The sequence below is a fragment of the Maricaulis sp. genome, assembly GCF_048270095.1.
In the GTDB taxonomy this organism is placed as follows: domain Bacteria; phylum Pseudomonadota; class Alphaproteobacteria; order Caulobacterales; family Maricaulaceae; genus Maricaulis.
This window is the reverse complement of record NZ_JBLWTL010000008.1, coordinates 1-17,389: the sequence shown is the minus strand read 5'-3', so window position 1 is coordinate 17,389 and position 17,389 is coordinate 1. Positions and strand designations below refer to the sequence as shown.

The 17,389-nt window shown below is 64.8% G+C and carries 22 protein-coding genes and 1 pseudogene; 19 read left to right on the top strand and 4 right to left on the bottom strand.

What is annotated here, in order from left to right; translation table 11 throughout:
- Positions 1-198 precede the first annotated feature (198 nt).
- Positions 199-1,080 carry an ion transporter gene (locus ACN0YJ_RS06595; RefSeq protein WP_417477401.1) on the top strand — a complete coding sequence of 294 codons (882 nt, stop codon included), beginning with the start codon at positions 199-201 and terminating at the stop codon, positions 1,078-1,080.
- Here the strand turns inward: ACN0YJ_RS06595 and ACN0YJ_RS06590 are convergent.
- Entirely contained in the window at positions 1,002-2,987 is a 1,986-nt protein-coding gene (locus ACN0YJ_RS06590) for a transglycosylase domain-containing protein (RefSeq protein WP_417495707.1), read from the bottom strand. The two genes, ACN0YJ_RS06595 and ACN0YJ_RS06590, sit on opposite strands and share 79 nt — an antisense overlap.
- A gap of 91 nt (positions 2,988-3,078) precedes the next feature.
- Between ACN0YJ_RS06590 and ACN0YJ_RS06585 the strand changes: the two genes are divergently transcribed.
- The 7 genes from ACN0YJ_RS06585 (at position 3,079) to ACN0YJ_RS06555 (ending at position 9,216) form a co-directional block, all read left to right on the top strand.
- On the top strand, positions 3,079-3,537 hold the full coding sequence (locus ACN0YJ_RS06585) for a YcgN family cysteine cluster protein (RefSeq protein ID WP_417477399.1): 459 nt from the start codon (positions 3,079-3,081) through the stop codon (positions 3,535-3,537).
- 562 nt (positions 3,538-4,099) lie between these two features.
- Entirely contained in the window at positions 4,100-4,609 is a 510-nt protein-coding gene (locus ACN0YJ_RS06580; protein ID WP_417495706.1) for a hypothetical protein, read from the top strand.
- Entirely contained in the window at positions 4,509-5,813 is a 1,305-nt protein-coding gene (locus ACN0YJ_RS06575; protein WP_417495757.1) for a DNA-packaging protein, read from the top strand. The genes ACN0YJ_RS06580 and ACN0YJ_RS06575 overlap by 101 nt, the downstream gene beginning before the upstream one ends.
- Before the next feature lie 209 nt (positions 5,814-6,022).
- Entirely contained in the window at positions 6,023-7,075 is a 1,053-nt protein-coding gene (locus ACN0YJ_RS06570; protein ID WP_417495705.1) for a phage portal protein, read from the top strand.
- Positions 7,072-7,311 (top strand): hypothetical protein, encoded by a 240-nt coding sequence (locus ACN0YJ_RS06565; protein ID WP_417477396.1) that lies wholly within the window; start codon positions 7,072-7,074, stop codon positions 7,309-7,311. Before ACN0YJ_RS06570 ends, ACN0YJ_RS06565 begins: the two co-directional genes overlap by 4 nt.
- Positions 7,312-7,553: 242 nt before the next feature.
- A complete protein-coding gene (locus tag ACN0YJ_RS06560) occupies positions 7,554-7,982 on the top strand; it encodes an HK97 family phage prohead protease (protein ID WP_417495704.1) in 429 nt (142 codons plus the stop codon).
- 16 nt (positions 7,983-7,998) lie between these two features.
- On the top strand, positions 7,999-9,216 hold the full coding sequence (locus ACN0YJ_RS06555) for a phage major capsid protein (protein ID WP_417495703.1): 1,218 nt from the start codon (positions 7,999-8,001) through the stop codon (positions 9,214-9,216).
- On the opposite strand, the gene ACN0YJ_RS06550 is transcribed toward ACN0YJ_RS06555, so the two are convergent.
- The 3 genes from ACN0YJ_RS06550 to ACN0YJ_RS06540 are packed head-to-tail and all read right to left on the bottom strand — an operon-like array spanning position 9,213 to position 10,344.
- Entirely contained in the window at positions 9,213-9,785 is a 573-nt protein-coding gene (locus ACN0YJ_RS06550; RefSeq protein WP_417495702.1) for a hypothetical protein, read from the bottom strand. The two genes, ACN0YJ_RS06555 and ACN0YJ_RS06550, sit on opposite strands and share 4 nt — an antisense overlap.
- Positions 9,782-10,135 (bottom strand): hypothetical protein, encoded by a 354-nt coding sequence (locus ACN0YJ_RS06545; protein ID WP_417495701.1) that lies wholly within the window; start codon positions 10,133-10,135, stop codon positions 9,782-9,784. The genes ACN0YJ_RS06550 and ACN0YJ_RS06545 overlap by 4 nt, the downstream gene beginning before the upstream one ends.
- Positions 10,132-10,344 carry a hypothetical protein gene (locus ACN0YJ_RS06540; protein ID WP_417495700.1) on the bottom strand — a complete coding sequence of 71 codons (213 nt, stop codon included), beginning with the start codon at positions 10,342-10,344 and terminating at the stop codon, positions 10,132-10,134. Before ACN0YJ_RS06540 ends, ACN0YJ_RS06545 begins: the two co-directional genes overlap by 4 nt.
- Between ACN0YJ_RS06540 and ACN0YJ_RS06535 the strand changes: the two genes are divergently transcribed.
- The 11 genes and pseudogenes from ACN0YJ_RS06535 to ACN0YJ_RS06485 form a co-directional block, all read left to right on the top strand.
- On the top strand, positions 10,343-10,921 hold the full coding sequence (locus ACN0YJ_RS06535; protein ID WP_417495699.1) for a head-tail connector protein: 579 nt from the start codon (positions 10,343-10,345) through the stop codon (positions 10,919-10,921). The two genes, ACN0YJ_RS06540 and ACN0YJ_RS06535, sit on opposite strands and share 2 nt — an antisense overlap.
- A complete protein-coding gene (locus tag ACN0YJ_RS06530; protein ID WP_417495698.1) occupies positions 10,918-11,340 on the top strand; it encodes a DUF3168 domain-containing protein in 423 nt (140 codons plus the stop codon). The genes ACN0YJ_RS06535 and ACN0YJ_RS06530 overlap by 4 nt, the downstream gene beginning before the upstream one ends.
- Positions 11,341-11,950: 610 nt before the next feature.
- Entirely contained in the window at positions 11,951-12,586 is a 636-nt protein-coding gene (locus tag ACN0YJ_RS06525) for a DUF4760 domain-containing protein (protein ID WP_417478553.1), read from the top strand.
- A 246-nt stretch (positions 12,587-12,832) separates the two neighbouring features.
- Positions 12,833-13,249: a phage major tail protein, TP901-1 family gene (locus tag ACN0YJ_RS06520; protein WP_417478554.1), complete on the top strand. Its 417-nt coding sequence runs from the start codon at positions 12,833-12,835 to the stop codon at positions 13,247-13,249.
- A complete protein-coding gene (locus ACN0YJ_RS06515) occupies positions 13,249-13,512 on the top strand; it encodes a GTA-gp10 family protein (RefSeq protein ID WP_417478555.1) in 264 nt (87 codons plus the stop codon). Before ACN0YJ_RS06520 ends, ACN0YJ_RS06515 begins: the two co-directional genes overlap by 1 nt.
- Positions 13,509-13,688 (top strand): phage tail assembly chaperone, encoded by a 180-nt coding sequence (locus tag ACN0YJ_RS06510; RefSeq protein ID WP_417478556.1) that lies wholly within the window; start codon positions 13,509-13,511, stop codon positions 13,686-13,688. The genes ACN0YJ_RS06515 and ACN0YJ_RS06510 overlap by 4 nt, the downstream gene beginning before the upstream one ends.
- Positions 13,688-14,206: a phage tail tape measure C-terminal domain-containing protein gene (locus tag ACN0YJ_RS06505; RefSeq protein WP_417495697.1), complete on the top strand. Its 519-nt coding sequence runs from the start codon at positions 13,688-13,690 to the stop codon at positions 14,204-14,206. Before ACN0YJ_RS06510 ends, ACN0YJ_RS06505 begins: the two co-directional genes overlap by 1 nt.
- A complete protein-coding gene (locus ACN0YJ_RS06500) occupies positions 14,203-14,826 on the top strand; it encodes a TIGR02217 family protein (RefSeq protein ID WP_417495696.1) in 624 nt (207 codons plus the stop codon). The genes ACN0YJ_RS06505 and ACN0YJ_RS06500 overlap by 4 nt, the downstream gene beginning before the upstream one ends.
- 253 nt (positions 14,827-15,079) lie before the next feature.
- On the top strand, positions 15,080-15,739 hold the full coding sequence (locus ACN0YJ_RS06495; RefSeq protein WP_417495695.1) for a DUF2163 domain-containing protein: 660 nt from the start codon (positions 15,080-15,082) through the stop codon (positions 15,737-15,739).
- Positions 15,740-15,742: 3 nt separating this feature from the next.
- Positions 15,743-16,189, top strand: coding sequence for an NlpC/P60 family protein (locus tag ACN0YJ_RS06490; protein ID WP_417495694.1), 447 nt, complete (start codon positions 15,743-15,745; stop codon positions 16,187-16,189).
- A pseudogene (locus ACN0YJ_RS06485) lies at positions 16,189-17,389 on the top strand (baseplate multidomain protein megatron); the annotation flags it as partial. The gene ACN0YJ_RS06490 and the pseudogene ACN0YJ_RS06485, both read left to right, overlap by 1 nt.

Below are 17,389 nucleotides of genomic sequence, written 5' to 3'. Positions count from 1 at the left end.
CGACCTGCCGACGGTCTGCCTGCCGCGTGTGTCGGGCGCCGCTGGCGCAGGCCGCGAGGGTGTATATTTTATGCAGGGTCGGGATTTGGCCGGTTTCGGGATCGTGGCTGATCAGTCCGGGCTGTGGTAACGGGCTCAAATCACAGTTGAACGTTGTCCCGCGGGGCGTTACCAGATGGCCAGCAATCGGGTGGCGCTATGACATTGACCTCTAACGGCGTTCGCGCGCGGTTGACCGCTTTCGTGGAAAGCGGCGTGTTCCGAAATTCGATCATGGCGGTGATCCTGCTGAACGCCGCCACCCTGGGTCTTGTAACCCTGCCGTTCGAGCCGCCCTGGTTTGCCGCGATCCTGCCGCTGATTGACCGGATCGTCATCGCGGTCTTCCTGGTCGAGCTTTTGCTCAAGCTGATCGCCTACCGGCTGCGCTTTTTCACCTCCGGCTGGAACTGGTTCGACCTGGTCGTGATCCTCGTCTCCGTCGTGCCGATGGCGGGCAGTTTTTCGGTCCTGCGCTCCTTGCGAATCCTTCGCGCCTTCCGGCTCTTCTCGGTGATGCCGCAAATGCGCAAGGTGATCGAGGCCCTGCTCAACGCGATTCCCGGCATGGGCGCGGTGATCGCGGTGCTGGCGCTGATGTTCTATGTTTCCGCGGTGATGGCGACCAAGCTGTTCTCGCTGACCAATCCGGACCGGTTCGGGACGCTGGGTGATAGTGCCTTCTCGCTTTTCCAGGTGATGACGCTGGAGGGCTGGGCGACAGATCTGGCTTTGCCGGTGATGGAATTCCATCCCTGGGCCTGGGCATTTTTCCTGATCTTCATCGTTCTGACCAGTTTCGCCATCCTCAACCTCTTCATCGCCATCATCGTCGACAGCCTGCAATCCAAGCATTTCGACGCGGAAGAGGAACGCGATGCCGAGGTCGGCGAGGATGTGATCGAATTGCAGAGCGAGATCGCCGGCCTGCGCGGTGAGATCGCACAGCTGACCGAACTGGTTCAGCGTTCCCTGGGATCGCCGGCGCCGGAGGATGGATCGGCCAGCAGCGCGTCGAAGGCATCGGACAGGTCCGAATAGAAAGCGGCCAGCCTTTCCTCGCGTTCCGAGCGTGAGCGCGGTGCCGGGGCGCTGAGCGCGTGGACCGGGATGCCTTGATGCACAGCCGTCATATAGCGCTGCCAGATCGTGGCCGGCAGACCGCCGCCGGTGACATTGCTCATCGGACTGTCATCATCATTGCCGACCCAGACGCCGGCCGTGTAATCGGCAGTGAAGCCGATGAACCAGGCATCGCGGAAGGACTGGCTGGTGCCGGTCTTGCCGCCGACGGCGCGGCCGCCGGCCAGGATGGCGCGGCGCCCGGTACCGGTCAGCACGACATCCTGCAACATGGTCGACATCGGCCGCGCGACCTGCGGCGTCAGGGCCTGCACCGGCGCTGTCTCGGGACGCTCATACAACACATCGCCGCGCGAATTGGTGATGCGTTCGATGAACCAGGGATCAAAGCGCTGGCCATCGCGCGGAAAAACCGAATAGGCCGCCGTCAGCTCCAGCAGGTTGACCTCGGCGGCACCGAGCGCAATGGCCGGCAATTCCGGCAGCGTCGAGCGGATACCGAGCCGGTGACCGGTCTCGACAATGCGCCCGAGCCCGACATCGCTGGCGACCTGGGCTGCCACTGTATTGATCGAGCGCCGCAGGGCTTCCTGCAGGGTGACCAGGCCGCGATAGCCGCCGGCGAAATTCTGCGGCTCCCAGCCTTCCAGATCGACCGGCTCGTCCCAGACCGCGGAGGAGGGGTCGTAGCCGGCTTCCAGCGCCGCGGTAAACACGATCGGCTTGAAGGCCGAGCCCGGCTGGCGCTGGGCCTGGATGGCGCGGTTGAACTGGCTGACGAGATAATCGCGGCCGCCGGCAAAGGCGCGGATCCCGCCATCCGGCGCCAGCAGGACAATCGCCGCCTCGCTGGCATTGACCGCAGCGCCATCGCTATCGAGCACGCTGGCAATACTGTCCTGTGCCGCCAGGGTCAGCACCGGATCAATCGTGGTGCGGATCACCAGATCGGGCACATCGTCGGGCAAGAGCCGGGCGGCTTCCAGCACGGCATAGTCAAACACATAACCCCAGGTCACACCCGCCTGCGGATCGAGACTGGCCGCCACCGGAACGCCCGGATTGGCGATCGCCTCGGCATGGGCCTCGGCGGTAATGAAACCGGCTTCGAGCATCGCCGCCAGGACCTGTCCGGCGCGCGCCTGGGCGGCGACCAGATTGACCGTCGGATCGAGCCGCGAGGGCGCCTTGGGCAAGGCCGCCAGCATCGCCGCCTCGGCCAGGCTGAGTTCGCTGGCCGGTTTGGAGAAATAGCGATGCGCTGCCGCCTCGACGCCAAAGGCGCGGGCGCCCAGATAGATACGGTTGAGGTAGAGCTCGAGAATTTCGGTCTTGGTGAGATTGTCTTCCAGCGCCCAGGCGAGGCGCATTTCCTGCAGCTTGCGCCGCAACAGCCGGTCCGGCGTCAGGATCAGATTCTTGACCAGCTGCATGGTGATGGTCGAGCCGCCCTGTACCGAGCGCCCGGCCCGCAGATTGGTCCACAGGGCCCGCGCCACACCGCGATAATCCACCCCGCCATGTTCGTAAAAGCGCTGATCCTCGATCGCCAGGAAGGCCTGCGGCACGTAAGCCGGCAGCGCCTCCAGCGAGACGGCGCGCGCATAGAGGGGCCCGCGCACGGCGAGCACATCGCCATGCGTGTCGAGCACGGTGACCGAAGGCTCCAGCCGCACCGACCATAATTCCGCTGCCGAGCCAGGCGCTGGCGGCAGATCATGGAAGGCCCAGTCCCAGACCAGCAACGCCGCAATCAGCATGCCGAGCAGGCTGACACCGGTGATACTGGCGCCAATAATCAGCGTGCGCCGCTGTCTCTGTTCGCGTTCCATCATGTGATCGGCGCGATACGGCTCGTTGAACATGCTATAGCCACCCAAAATCCGGACCTGCCGTAACACGCGGGGCCGTTGCATTCCTAGGCCCGGAAAACTGGGCCAAATTCAGGCGACAGACATGACACAACCCTTCTGGAAAACGAAAACCCTGTCGCAATTGACCAAGCCGGAATGGGAATCCCTGTGCGATGGCTGTGGCAAATGCTGCCTGATCCAGCTGGAAGACGAGGATTCAGGCCTGCGCCTGCACACCGACGTCACCTGCCGCCTGTTCAACCCCGACACTTGCCGCTGCGGCGACTACACCAACCGCAAGCAACGCGTCCCCGATTGCGTCATCCTGACCCCGAAAAACGTCACCGAACTGGAATGGATGCCCCAGACCTGCGCCTATCGCCTGATCGGTGAAGGCAAGGATTTGTTTGATTGGCATCCGCTGGTGTCGGGCGATCCGATGAGCGTCCACAAGGCCGGCATGTCGATCCGCAACCAGGTCATCTCCGAGGATGAGGTCGACCCGGAAGACTGGGAAGACCGGATCGTGGAATGGCCCGGTGAAGGGGATGAGGAGGAGTAGGGGGGCTCCTTTTTCTCACTATTGTTTTTCAAAAAATCAAAACGTTTGTCATCCCGGATGGATGCCCCGCGTAGGCGGGGCGCAAGTCCGGGACCTAGCCGTGAGACCAGCTGGAAGATCGGGTAGGTCCCGGATCTACGCCCGGATCGCTGGCGCGTCCGGGCATCCGTCCGGGATGACAAATAATTGCTTTGAATAGATAAAGAGCGCGCAACGCCCTTCCTTCTCCCATGGGGAGAAGGTGGCCGAAGGCCGGATGAGGGGGGCAATTCCGACGTCTGGTGATTGGCGCGCCTGGTGCCAGTCCTGCGGCGTGCACATGGCCCGCCTCACCCGCCCCTTCGGGGCACCCTCTCCTCGCGGAGAGGGAAGGCTTGGCGCTGGCCAGTTGTGAGTGAGCGCGACAATTTTCATCCCCCAACCACCCAGACCACCCCCCAATTGCGAGGATAACATCCCCGCTATCCACGCTCCGCTTCGAAAATCCCCCGCACTCACCGCGCCTTGCGTGAAATCTCCCGCCAATAATCCGACCGGGACAGGCATCCGCCTAATATCCGGCATGACCGAAAAACCCCCACCGACCCGGACCCGCAAGAAGCGGCTCGATGCCGTCGACTGGTATCCCTTCTTCCTGCGCTATGAGGCGGGAATGACGGCGTCGGAAGTGGCGCAGATGGTGGGGCGGTCGGTGTCGCAGGTTTATTCGCAGATGGCGAAAATGCGCCGGCTGGATGCGGCCGGGCTGAGCGAATTGCGCGATGAGGCGCTGCGGCGCATGCGGTTGCTGGCCGAGGCCGAGCTTTTGACCGGTGATCCGGCGGCGGCGACCAGGACCTTGAATGGCTGTACCGCCCTGCACCGCGCTGAACGCGAGGAAAGGATCTCACACATGGAAACCCGAAATACCGCCACGCCGGATGAAAACAAGGAGGCGAAGTTGAGCGATGCCGAAGTCGAACGCCTGCGCGATGAACTTCGACGTCGGCTCTTTCCTGGCGAGTCCGGAGCCCGAACAGAGGTCGAGCTTCGAACAGCTGGACGAGAAAGCCCTGATCGCCCTCAAGGCTGATTTCCGCACTTGGGCCACCACGGCCCAGCTCCCGCCCGTCGGCGACTGGCTGATCTGGCTTTTCCTCGGCGGGCGCGGTGCGGGCAAGACCCGCGCCGGGGCTGAATGGGTGCGCGACCAGGTGAGGCGTGGTGTGCGCCGTATCGCCCTGGTCGGCCCGACCTTCAATGATGTGCGCGAGGTGATGATTGACGGGCCCTCGGGGCTGGCGAATATCGGGCGGCTCGATGAGCAGCCGCGCTATGAAGTCTCGCGCAAGCGGCTGGTCTGGCCCAATGGGGCGGAGGCCCATGCCTTTTCGGCGGAAGATCCCGACGGGCTGCGCGGCCCGCAATTCGAGATTGGCTGGGGCGATGAATTTGCCGCCTGGAGCGAGCCGCAAAAGACGCTCGATACCCTGCGCATGGGGCTGCGGCTGGGCGACAGGCCACGCCTGATGTTGTCGACGACACCGCGGCCCATCCCGGCGCTCAAGGCGCTGGTGAAGGCGGACGGTGTCGCGGCGACGCATCAGCCGACCGCGAGCAATGCCGTCAATCTGGCACCGGGCTTTCTGGCTGCGATGCAGGCGGCCTATGGCGGCTCGGCGCTGGGGCGCCAGGAGATTGAGGGCGTGTTGATCGATGATCCGGCCGGGGCCTTGTGGCGCCGCGCCGATATCGAGGCGGCGATTGTGACGAAAGCGCCCGAGCTCGACCGCATCATCGTCGCGGTTGATCCACCGGCCACCGGCGGCGCGCGCTCGGATGAGTGCGGCATCGTGATTGCCGGCGCGGCCGGCGAGGGCGCTTCGCGGCGGGCCTGGGTGCTCGCCGATCGTAGTTTCGGTCCCGCCATGCCGGCCGATTGGGCCCGCGTTGTGGCCGACAGTTTCGAGGCCTTTGCGGCCGATGGCCTGGTGGCTGAAGCCAATCAGGGCGGCGAAATGGTCCGGTCGGTCTTGCAGGCGGCGTCGAGCGGTCTGCCGGTGCGGCTGGTGCATGCCAGCCGCGGCAAGCATGTCCGCGCCGAACCGGTCGCTGCGCTCTATGCGGCGGGGCGGGTGTTTCATGCCGGACGCTTTGCAGCGCTGGAGGATCAGATGTGTGCCTTTGGCGCACCCGGCGCCTCGCAAGGCAGTCCCGACCGGGTCGATGCGCTGGTCTGGGCGATCACGGATCTATTGCTGGAGACCCGGGCGGGGCCGCGGATCCGGTGGCTTTAGGGTTCGCCCCCGCAACAAATACAACGCCTTGTCATCCCGGACGGATGCCCGGACGCGTTAGCGGTCCGGGCGTAGATCCGGGACCTACCCGCTGTTCCAGCTGGTCTGAGGGGTAGGTCCCGGATCTGCGCCCCGCCTGCGCGGGGCATCCGTCCGGGATGACACTGGAAATTTCGGTTTGAATGTGAAATCACACGAAGGAACCCACCATGCCCAACTGGTTCAGCCGGCTGATTGGCCGGGAGGAGAAGGCCTCTGTACCGCCGGGGCTGATCGCCCTGCAGTTTGCCGCCCGCGCCGCCTGGTCGCCGCGCGATATTCCCGCGCTGATGCGAGAGGGTTTCGAGCGCAATGCCATCACCCATCGCTGTGTGCGCCTGATCGCCGAGGCGGCGGCCGCCGTGCCGCTCAAGGCGTCCGACCCGGCAGCCCAGCGATTGATCGACCAGCCCAATCCGGACCAGTCCGGGCCCGAGCTGTGGGAAAGTTTTTACGGTTTTCTACAGTTGGCGGGAAATGCCTATCTCGAGCTTGTCAGCCTGGAAAATGAGCCGCGCGAACTCTTTATCCTGCGCCCGGATCGCTTGCGTGTATTGCCCGGACCGCGCGGCTGGCCGCAAGGCTGGGAGCATTCGGTCGATGGCCATAAACGCCGTTTCGAGCGCGACCCGGTCAGCGGCCGGGCGCCGGTTTTCCACATCAAGCTGTTTCATCCCGGCGATGATTATTACGGCCTCTCGCCGATCCAGGCGGCGGCCCGCGCGCTCGATCTGCACAATGCCGGCGGCGAATGGGCCAAGGCCCTGCTCGACAATGCGGCGCGGCCCTCCGGTGCCCTGGTCTTCAATAGCGGTGACGGGCGGATGAATCCGGACCAGTTCGACCGGCTCAAGGCCGAGCTGGAGGAGAACCATACCGGTCCGGTCAATGCCGGCCGGCCCTTGCTGCTGGAGGGCGGTATCGACTGGAAGCCGATGGCCTTGTCGCCGGCGGATATGGATTTCACTGCCGCCCGCCGCGAGGCCGCGCGCGAGATTGCGCTGGCCTTCGGCGTGCCGCCGCTCCTGCTGGGCCTGCCCGGCGACAATACCTACGCCAATTACCGCGAGGCCAATCTGGCCTTCTGGCGCCAGCCCGTCTCGCCCCTGAGCCGCAAAATGGCACGTGCGCTCGCCGTCTGGCTGCGGCCCTGGTTCGGGTCCGACCTGACCATCGAGGCCGATGAGAGCGGCGTGCCCGGATTGAAGGAGCTTGATCAATGACAGAGACCCGCGACTGGCATCTCCAGCGCCAGGTGACGCTCGGCGTCGTGCTCGCCCTGGTGCTGCAAACCTCCGGCGCCCTGGTCTGGTTCGGCCGCGTCGGCGAACGTCTCGACCAGCTGGAACGCGACAATGCCCGCCAGAGCGCCTTGGCCGAACGCATGGCCGGCCTCGAGGCGGAAATGCGCCTGGCCCGCGAAAGCCTGGTGCGGATTGAACGGCGCATGGAGGAATAGCTTTCGCGTTTTCTCGCGACGTCGGACCCTATGATCGTCACCAGCTCCGTCGGCTTCGCCGCCACCTCTTCCATCAAGGAAGAGGAGGGTGATCGCAATTTTCGCGCTTCGCCAAATCTCGCTTCCTCCTCTTCCTTGATGGAAGAGGTGCCCCCGAAGGGGGCGGAGCTGGTGAGGAACCAAGGGCGTAGCCGCCCGGCGTTCGCTCTTCCCATTCGCACCACAACCAAACGAGGCCCACCATGCCCCAAACCCTGCTGATCGAGGGTCATGCCAGCGTGTTTGATCTCGCTGATCTGGCCGGCGATGTCGTGCGCCGCGGCGCTTTTGCGGCCAGCCTGCGTCACCGGCGAAATGTGCCGATGCTGTTCCAGCACGAAGCGTCTGAACCCGTCGGGGTCTGGCGGGAGCTGCGCGAGGATCATCGCGGGCTCTATGTCCGCGGCGAGATCCTGGCCGAGGGGCCGCGGGCGCGCACCGCCCTGTCGCTGGTACGCTCCGGCGCGATTGACGGGCTGTCGATCGGCTTTCGCACCAAACGCTTTTCCGGCCGCTCCCCGCGCGGGCGCGAGCTGATTGAACTGGATCTGTGGGAGGTCTCCATCGTGACCTTCCCGATGCTGCCGCAGGCTCGCCTGCGGCTTGTTTCCCAACCGGCCCTCGCGGCCTGATGCAACAAGGATCATCATGACCAAGGAAACCAAGATGAGCCCGGTCTCCGGCGAAACCCGGGCGGCGCTCGGCGAAGTGCTCGCCGCCTTCGAGGCCTTCAAACAGGCCAATGACCAGCGCCTCGGCGAGATCGAGGCCAAGGCGTCGGCCGATATCCTGCTCGACGAAAAAGTCGCGCGGATCGACGCGGCGCTGACGGGGCAGAAATCCGTGCTCGACCGGCTCCTGCTCGGCGAGGCGCGTCCTGGCCTGTCCGGGACGAGCGCCTCGGTGGAGAGCGCGGCCTGGTCGCGCTATATGCGGCGCGGTGATCTGGCCGGGCTGGCGGAGGCGAAATCGCTTTCGGCCGGATCCAATGCCGATGGCGGCTATGTTGTCCCGGCCGAGACCGAGGCGCGCATTGACCGGCTTCTGATCGAAGCCTCGCCGATCCGCGCCATCGCTTCAGTGCGCCAGACCTCGGCTTCGGTCTTCCGCAAGCCGGTCTCGCGCGGCGGTGCCGCCTCGGGCTGGGTGTCAGAGACGGCGGCGCGGCCCGAGACCGGTGCGCCGAGCCTCGACCTGCTCGATTTCCCCTGCGCCGAGCTCTACGCCATGCCGGCGGCCACGCAGCAATTGCTCGATGATGCCATGGTCGATGTCGATCAATGGCTGGCGGAGGAAGTGCGCGATGTCTTTGCGGTGCAGGAGAGCGCGGCGTTTGTGTCCGGCGACGGGTCCGACAAGCCCAAGGGTTTTCTCAGCTATACCAAGGCGCTCGACGGAACCGAGGCCTGGGGCGAGATCGGCTATGTGCCGACCGGAACCGATGGCGGCTTCGATGCCGGCGATCCGGCCGATGCGCTGATCGATCTGATTTATGCGCCCAAGACCGGCTATCGCGCTGCAGGGCGTTTCGTGATGAACCGGCGCACGGTCTCGGCGGTGCGGCGCTTCAAGGATGCCGATGGCAATTATCTCTGGCAGCCCAGCCTGTCCGAGGGCGGCAGCTCGACCCTGCTCGGCTATCCCGTCACCGAAGCGGAGGACATGCCGGACATTGGTTCGGACAGCTTCTCGATTGCCTTCGGCGATTTCGCCAAGGGCTATCTTGTGCTCGACCGCCAGGGCGTGGAAGTGCTGCGCGACCCGTATTCGGCCAAGCCCTATGTCCTGTTCTACACCACCAAACGCGTCGGCGGCGGCGTGCAGGACTTCGCGGCGATCAAGCTGTTGAAGTTCGGGGTGAGCTAGGGGCGACGGGGAGACTTTCTCCCGGACTCCATCCGGGAGAAAGTCTCCTGCCTTCGCGGCAGGCTATTGTGCGACAAGGACGAAAGGATCATCGCGATGGTCACGAATGCCAGACCGGCAATCAGCAGGAAAGGTGGGAGCGAAAATACAGGTGTGAGGATCAAGACGATAATAGCGGACCCAATCCAGGAAGCATGGAATCCCACCGCCCGGCCGAATCCAGGGCCATAAAAGCCGCCTCCGAAGACCTTCCAGTCTGGCAAGGCCTCTGCCATTTCCACAGTGACCGATCGGGCACAGCCCATCCGAAAGAGCCAGTGCGTTCGATCCGCGGGGAGGTCGAACCGTTTGCGGCTGAAGTGACGGAAGACCGGGAGCGACAGCATCAGCACCGCAGCGATAAGGGCAATGGGTCCGACCAGGCTGAAGGCGAAGCCCGGGAACAGCCGCATCGCCAGCGTTGTCACACCAATCGCTAGGATAATCGCACAGAGATGGGATACCACCTCGGACCAGAATGCCTTGATCGCTTCGGGTGGAAATTCATCGCCCGCGCCGCCCTCCGTCATTTCCGCCTGATCTCCCTTTGCACCGCCTCGATCAGCGCCGCCTCGGCGGCATCACTCACCGCATCACCGGCCTCAGTGCCATGTGTCGCCTCGACGCTGGCGAGCCCATAGAAAACCCGCCGGATATAATTCTCCACCGGGCGCATCCAGATCGCCGTTCCGACCAGGCCGGGGATGAGCCAGACCAGCACGACAGATTTCGCGGCCATCATCGGCGGATCGGTCAGGCCCGCAGCCTCGAAGCCGGAAAACACCAGGCCCCAGGCCAGCGCCATGGCCGGCAATCCGCACAGGGCGAAAGCCAGGATCCAGGCCTGAAGGCCGTTGAGCCTGCCGCTGGCCACACTCACGCCCGGCTCTTCAACCAGGCGGCAAGCGTGCTGATGCCGAACACCAGGGCCAGGAAAAACGAAAAGCTCCAGCCAGGAAAGCCGAAGGCCATTTGCAGGCCGCCCAGCATCGCCGTCACAGCTGCGGCGGCGCCATAGAGCTTCACCTGGCGCGGCAGGCCTGCGCCGGCGTGTTCGCCATCATCATTGTTTGAACCGGAGTCCGTCATGTCACTCTCCCTCGTCACGCCGCCGGCGGCCGAGCCAATCGCGCTCGACCAAGTCCGGGCGCGCCTGCGCATTTCCGACACCAGCCAGGATGCCCGCCTGACGCATTTGATACGAAGCGCGCGTCAGCGTGTCGAGGGGGATACGGGCCGTGCCTGTCTCTCCCAGACCTGGCTGGAACGGCGCGATGCCTGGGATGGCGATGGCCGGCTGTGCGCTTTCGGCACCCAGTTCAAACTGCCAAAGCCGCCGCTGATCTCCATCGACGCCATCACGACCTATGCCGCCGATGACACAGCGACAAACCATGACCCGGCGGATTTCTTCATCGACACGGCGTCCGAGCCCGGCCGTCTGGCGCTCAGGCCGAACGGGCATTTCCCGCAGCCTGCTCGCAATATTGACGGCATCGAAATCCGCTTCACTTGCGGCTATGGCGAGACAGCCGAAGACGTGCCGGGACCGCTGGTGGAAGCCATCGGCCAGCTGGTCGAGGCGATGTTTGATGGCGGGCTGGAGGTCGGCATGCCGGCTTCCGTCAAGGCGTTGCTCAGCCCCTGGTGGAGGATTTCGCTATGAGCGCCCCGGATCTTGCGCCCGAAGCCGATCTGATCGCGGCGCTCACCACAGCGATGCTGGCCGACGGCGCAGTGAAAGCCGTGCTTGGCGATCCGGTGCGGCTCTTTTCCGAACGTTCACGCAGCGCCGCCTACCCGCATGCCAGCTGGGGCCGCTCGGAAAGCCTGGCCCGAGATGCCGATGACGTGACGCTGATCGAGCATCGGCTGACGCTGGACATCTGGTGCCGCGATGGCGACGCCCACGCCATCACCGGCCAGCTGCGCGAAGCCCTGCGCGGCCTCGATCCGGTCCTGTCCGAGCCCTGGACGCTGGTCCTGCTGGCGCCCGCCTATAGCGATGTCTTCGCAACGCGGGACCGGCGCGTGAAGCGCGGGCTTATTCGCTTGCGGGCGGTGATGGGGCGGGCGGCGGCCTGACTGCCAAGCCCGAAACCACAAAACACCTTCCCCCGGAGGAGCGCAGCGAATTCCGGGGTCTACCGGAAGGCGGAGATTGATCTCCCAGCTCCGGTCGGCCCCGGAACAGGTCCGGGGGAATAGGTGTTTGTGCTTTTTGAGCACGAGCCGAGCCCCAGCGCCCAGGCCCGCAGCGCGCTGATGTGGCCGGGGCATGACAGAAATTTGAGGCAAAACCACAGATCTGCATCTTTAAATCGGCGCAATTCGTCTCTATGTTACAAGGTAACAATAGGCCAGATTGAGCCCTGCTTGGTAACGGGTTCTCAACTAATCTTACCTATTAACGTGTGGGTTGAAATCGGCTAGGAGCGGTGGCCTTCGTGGTGATTGATCTTGCCAGATTGCCCAACCAGTGATTTTGTTGCCCCGGTGAATCGGAGGGGGAAATGATGATGAATTCTCAGATGAAGATTGAAGGCACCAGCCGGATTGAAGGGACGAGCCGCTAGGCCGTCCTGTCCGCATGCCGTCGCAGTGTTGAGTTCCGGGGCCCCTTGTCGGGCCCTTTTTTATTGCGCAAACGGGAGTTTGCCGTCTAGGGTTGTGGCCTTGCTCCGGGGAGGCGCGATTGGCTGGCAATCTATGGACCGCGATTTATGACCGCCGCTTCCATCTTATCTGGATGGGGACCTTGCTGGTTCTCAGCGCGGCAGCGGTCTGGCTGACAGCCCGGCATTGGACCTCACTGGGCGCCGGGCGCTACGATTTCATGGTCCTCGAAGTCCTGGTGATTTCCTTCGTGGCCGCGATGTATGGCTACCGCCTCAACTACCGGGCGACGCGACTGGCAAATTCCTTTCAGCATATCGCCGTGCAGACCCGCGATGGTGATTTGATCGAGATGTTCGAGGAATTCCGCGTGGTGCGGCGCAGCCTGAAAGCGTCAAACGGCACCAAAGCGCTCGACGCCGATATTGTCGAGGCTGCCGAGCCGATCAAGATCGGCGCCCGCAAGGTCAAGCCGTCGGACGTGATCAAGAAAGTGTTCAACTATTACGAGGCCACGGCGATCGGTGTGAAGCGACACGCGCTCGACGAGGCGATGATCCGCAGCTGGTGGCGCAAGAGCTATATCCTCGACTGGATGGATTTTGCTGAATACATCCGCGCCAAACGCAAGCGTGACCGGCTGCCGCGCCTCTTCATCGAGTATGAGAGCCTGGTGAGGCGCTGGGCCAATGAAGAGGAACAGGGCCTGCTCTGACACGCTCGCGCCTGTGCCGTCGCATGAGTCGAACCGCCTTCAGGGGCGGTTTTTTTGTGCCTGATTTCGAGGCGACCTGAACTCAAACCCCAAAACAACACAACACCTTCCCCCGGAGGCGCGCAGCGCATTCCCGGGGTCTACCGGAAGACGGCGAATTCTCTCCCAGCTCCGGTAGGCCCCGGAACAGGTCCGGGGGAAGAACTCACTGTTTTAAAACATCAACCAAACCCCGGAGGACCAATCATGACCATCCAGTCCGGCAAGGACATACTCCTGAAAATCGGCGATGGCGGCGATCCGCAGAGTTTTGCGGCGGCGGCCGGTCTGCGTATGAAGACCATCTCGCTCAATGCGCGCAGCGTTGATGTCACCACGGCGGACAGCCCTGAGGGCTGGCGCGAATTGCTGGCGGGGGCGGGGGTGAAGACCTGTTCCGTCTCCGGCGCCGGCGTGTTTGTCGATGCGGCCAGTGATGGCGCCGTGCGTCAGGCCTTCTTCGACCAGGCGGCGCGCGACTGGCAGCTCATCATCCCGGATTTCGGCGTGATCGAGGGCGCCTTCCTGGTCGCGGCGCTGGATTATTCCGGACGCCATGATGGCGAGGCGGCCTGGTCAATGACGCTGGCTTCGGCCGGGCCATTGAGCTTTGGAGCGGTCTGATGGCCAATCCTGCTCGCGGTGAAACCACGCTGGAGATCGGCGGGGTGACGCATACGCTATGCCTGACCTTGGGTGCCCTGGCCGAGATCGAGGCGCTGTTCGAGGGTGGTGTCAGGCTTGATGCCCGCAATCTGGTCACCGTGCTGGCCGTACTGCTGCGCGGCGGCGGCTCAACCCTCACCGAGGCTGAACTGCGCGCTGCACCGCTGGATCCGCTGGCGGCGACTGCGGCGATCTCCACCTGTTTCGAGACCTCGCTATGAGCCGGCCCGACTGGCTCGCCGCCCTGCGGGCTGCCGCAAGGCTGGGTATTGCGCCAGCCGACTTCTGGCAACTCAGCCTGATCGAGTGGCGCGCCATTATCGGCCCGGCCGATGCGCGTCCACTGACGCGCCGCGCCCTGCAAATCCTGATGGCTGATTATCCGGACAAGAGCTGATGACTGATTTGACTGACCAGACCGAAAGCGCTGGCGAAGCCCTCGACGCGCTCGCCGACGGCCCTGCTGCGCGCGCATCGCAGGCCATCGAGGCGGCGTTCGAGCGCACCGGCGAGACCATCGAACGCGCCTTTGAACGCGCCGCGCGTTCCGGGGAGAGCAGCTTTTCGCGCCTCACCGAGAGCATATTGCGCGATATGGCGCGGCTGGCGGCCGAGCAATTGATCGAGAAGCCGCTGAGCGGCGCGATCCAGTCCGCCCTCTCAAACATGCCCTTCTTCGGCGCCCGCGCCGAGGGCGGCCCGGTCACGCCCGGCGGCGCCTATCTGGTCGGCGAGCGCGGGCCTGAACTGTTCAGCCCGCCTGGCGCCGGAAGCATTGGCAGCGCGGGTGTGCCGAACATCACCGTCAATCTGGCGCTGGGGCCGGGCGGCGATGCGCGCTCGGTCGAACAATCGCAAGCGCGGATCGCCCGCGCTCTGGCCCGCGCCGTTGCCAAAGGGAGCCGCTATCTATGACCGAATTTCACGACATCCGCTTTCCCTTCGCCGTCGCCATTGGCGCGGTTGGCGGGCCGCAAAGACGCACCGAGATTGTCACCCTTGTGTCGGGCCGCGAGGAGCGCAATTCGCCTTGGGCCGACAGTGTGCGCCGCTGGGATGCCGGCCCCGGCGTCAAATCCCTCGACGACCTCAACACGCTGATCGCCTTCTTCGAGGCGCGCCGCGGCCGCCTGCACGGTTTCCGTTTCCGCGACCCGATCGACAACCGCTCCTGTATGCCGTCCCAGGTGCCTGACGCGTTGGATCAGCTGATCGGGGCTGGCGATGGGGTGGCGACGGATTTCCAGCTGGTGAAGTATTATGCCAGCGGGGCGCAGAGCTGGACGCGGATGATTGCCAAGCCCGTTGAGGGCACGGTGGTTGTGGCAGTGGATGGCGTTGAGGCGGCAGTCTCCGTTGATCATGCCACTGGTCTGGTGAGCTTTTCCGAGCCGCCTGGCGAGGGCGCTGCCATCACCGCCGGTTTCGCCTTCGATTGCCCGGTGCGCTTTGACACCGATCAGCTCGAAATCGCGCTCGACGCGATTGGCGCCGGTGAGGCGCCGAGCGTGCCGCTGGTGGAATTGAGGCTCTGATCCACCGGTAGCGCTCGACGACATTCACCAGCTCCGCCCCCTTCGGGGGCACCTCTTCCATCAAGGAAGAGGAGGGTGGTTGGTTGATGCCCGGTGCCAACTCCTGCAACTGAATCACAAGGCGCAGTCACAAATTCCCTCCTCTTCCTTGATGGAAGAGGTGGCGGCGAAGCCGTCGGAGCTGGTGATGATCACAGGGCGAAACGGCCCGCATCGACCGCACCAACGCCCCCCTCCACACGAGGACACCTCCATGCTCACAATCCCCCCTGCGATGCAGGCATCGCTCGATGCCGGCGTGACCACCCATGCCTGGTGCTGGCGCGTCACGCGTATCGACGATGCCATGTTCGGCTTCACCGATCATGACCGCGATCTTGAATTCGACGGCCTCATCTACCGGGCCGGTAGCGGGTTTGGCGGCGGTGAGGCGGAGGCGGCGCTGGGGCTGGCGCCGTCGCAGGCCGACCTCGCCGGGGCGCTCGATGATGCGGTGCTGAGCGAGGCGGATCTGGCGGCGGGGCTGTGGGGCGGTGCGCGGGTGGAGTGCTGGCGCGTCGACTGGTCTGCCCCGGATTTGCGGGTGCTCGTCTCCACCGGCGAGCTGGGCGAAGTCCACCGGCTTGACGGGCGTTTCGAGGCGGAATTGCTCGGTCTGGCGCACCGGCTGGAGCGGGTGACGGGGCGCGTTTTCACGCGGCGCTGTGATGCGCGGCTGGGCGATGCGCGTTGCGGTGTGTCGCCGGAGCATCCCGAATTCTCCGCCGGTTGCGACCGGCGCTGGGCTACCTGCCGTGAGCGCTTCGCCAATACCGTCAATTTCCGCGGCTTCCCGCACATGGTCGGTAATGATTTGCTGCAGGCCTCGGCAGCCAGCGAAGCGATCCGCGATGGTGGGTCGAGAGGACTTTAAATCATGAAACGAAACACGAATTTGCGAAGTCGCGCCCTCATCGAGGCGCGGCGCTGGATCGGCACGCCCTATCGTCACCAGGGCAGTGTGCGCGGTGCGGGCTGTGATTGTCTCGGCCTGGTGCGCGGTGTCTGGCGCGCTCTTTATGGCGATGAGCCGGAAGGCCTGCCGCCCTATACGCCGGACTGGGCCGAGCGGGCCGGGTCTGAGAGCCTGCTCGAGGCGGCACAGCGGCATCTGGTCGAGATCGATATCCGTGCCGTGAAACCGGGCGATATCCTGCTCTTCCGGCCCGATCTGAAAGGTCCGGCCAAGCATTGCGCCATTGTGTCCGGGCCGACCGGGATCATCCATGCCTATTGGGGCCGCGCCGTGGCCGAAACCTCGCTGTCGCACTGGTGGCAGCGACGGCTGGTGGCGGCCTTTGCCTTTCCGCAAAGGGGGCAGTGATGGCGCAGCTCGTGATGACGGCCGGTCGCGCCGGCCTGTCAGCCCTGCAGGCGGCCGGGCCGGCACTGGCCAATGCAGCGGCGAATATGGCGGTCAATGCGCTGCTGGGCGGGACGCGGCGCGAGGGGCCGCGCCTGCCGGAAATTCCCGTCCAGACCTCGACCGATGGCGCACCGATGGCCCGTCTCTGGGGCCGGGCCCGCATCGCCGGCCAGGTGATCTGGGCCTCGCGCTATCTCGAGCACGCCACCAAGACCTCAAGTGGCGGCAAGGGTGGGCCAAGCCAGGTCGATTACAGCTATTCGATCAGCTTCGCCGTTGGCCTCTGTGAGGGCGAGATTGCCGGGATTGGCCGCGTCTGGGCCAATGGGGCCCTGCTCGATACGTCGGGGCTGGCGATGCGGGTCCATACCGGCTCCGGGGACCAGCTGCCCGACGCACTGATCGAGGCGGTCGAGGGCGGCGATGCGCCGGGCTTTCGCGACACGGCCTATGTCGTGTTCGAGGATTTGCCGCTGGATGAATTCGGTCACCGCATCCCCAATCTCTCCTTCGAGGTCTTCCGCCCGGTGCGCGATGGCGTGCAGCTGGAGGATCGTGTCGCCGGCGTCAATCTCATCCCCGGTTCGGGCGAATTCGCCTATGCGCCGGAGGCGGTGATGCGCGTGCTCGGGCCTGGGCGCGAGACGGCGGAGAACCGCAATAATGGTCGCGGCGTTGCTGATTTCATCGCCGCGATTGATGATCTGGAACGTGATCTGCCGCATTGCCGCTCGGTGCAGCTGGTCGTGTCCTGGTTTGGCGATGATCTGCGTTGCGGTGTCTGCCAGATCCGCCCCGGTGTCGAGACTCGTGACAAGGCTACGCGGCCGCGGGTCTGGTCGGTGGCGGGGCAGGACCGCGCCAGTGCCTATCTGATCAGCAGCGAGGACGGGCGCCCCGTCTATGGCGGCACGCCGGACGATGCCAGCATTATCGCCGCCATTGGCGAGCTGAAGGCGCGCGGGTTTTCCGTCACGCTCTATCCTTTCATCCTGATGGATATCGCGGCCGGCAATGGCCTGCCCGACCCCTGGGGCGGAGCCGAACAGGCCGCCTTCCCCTGGCGTGGGCGGATCACCTGTCACCCGGCGCCCGGGGTGGACGGCACGGTCGATGAGAGCGTCGCGGCCGAGGCGCAAGTGGCGGATTTCTTCGGCA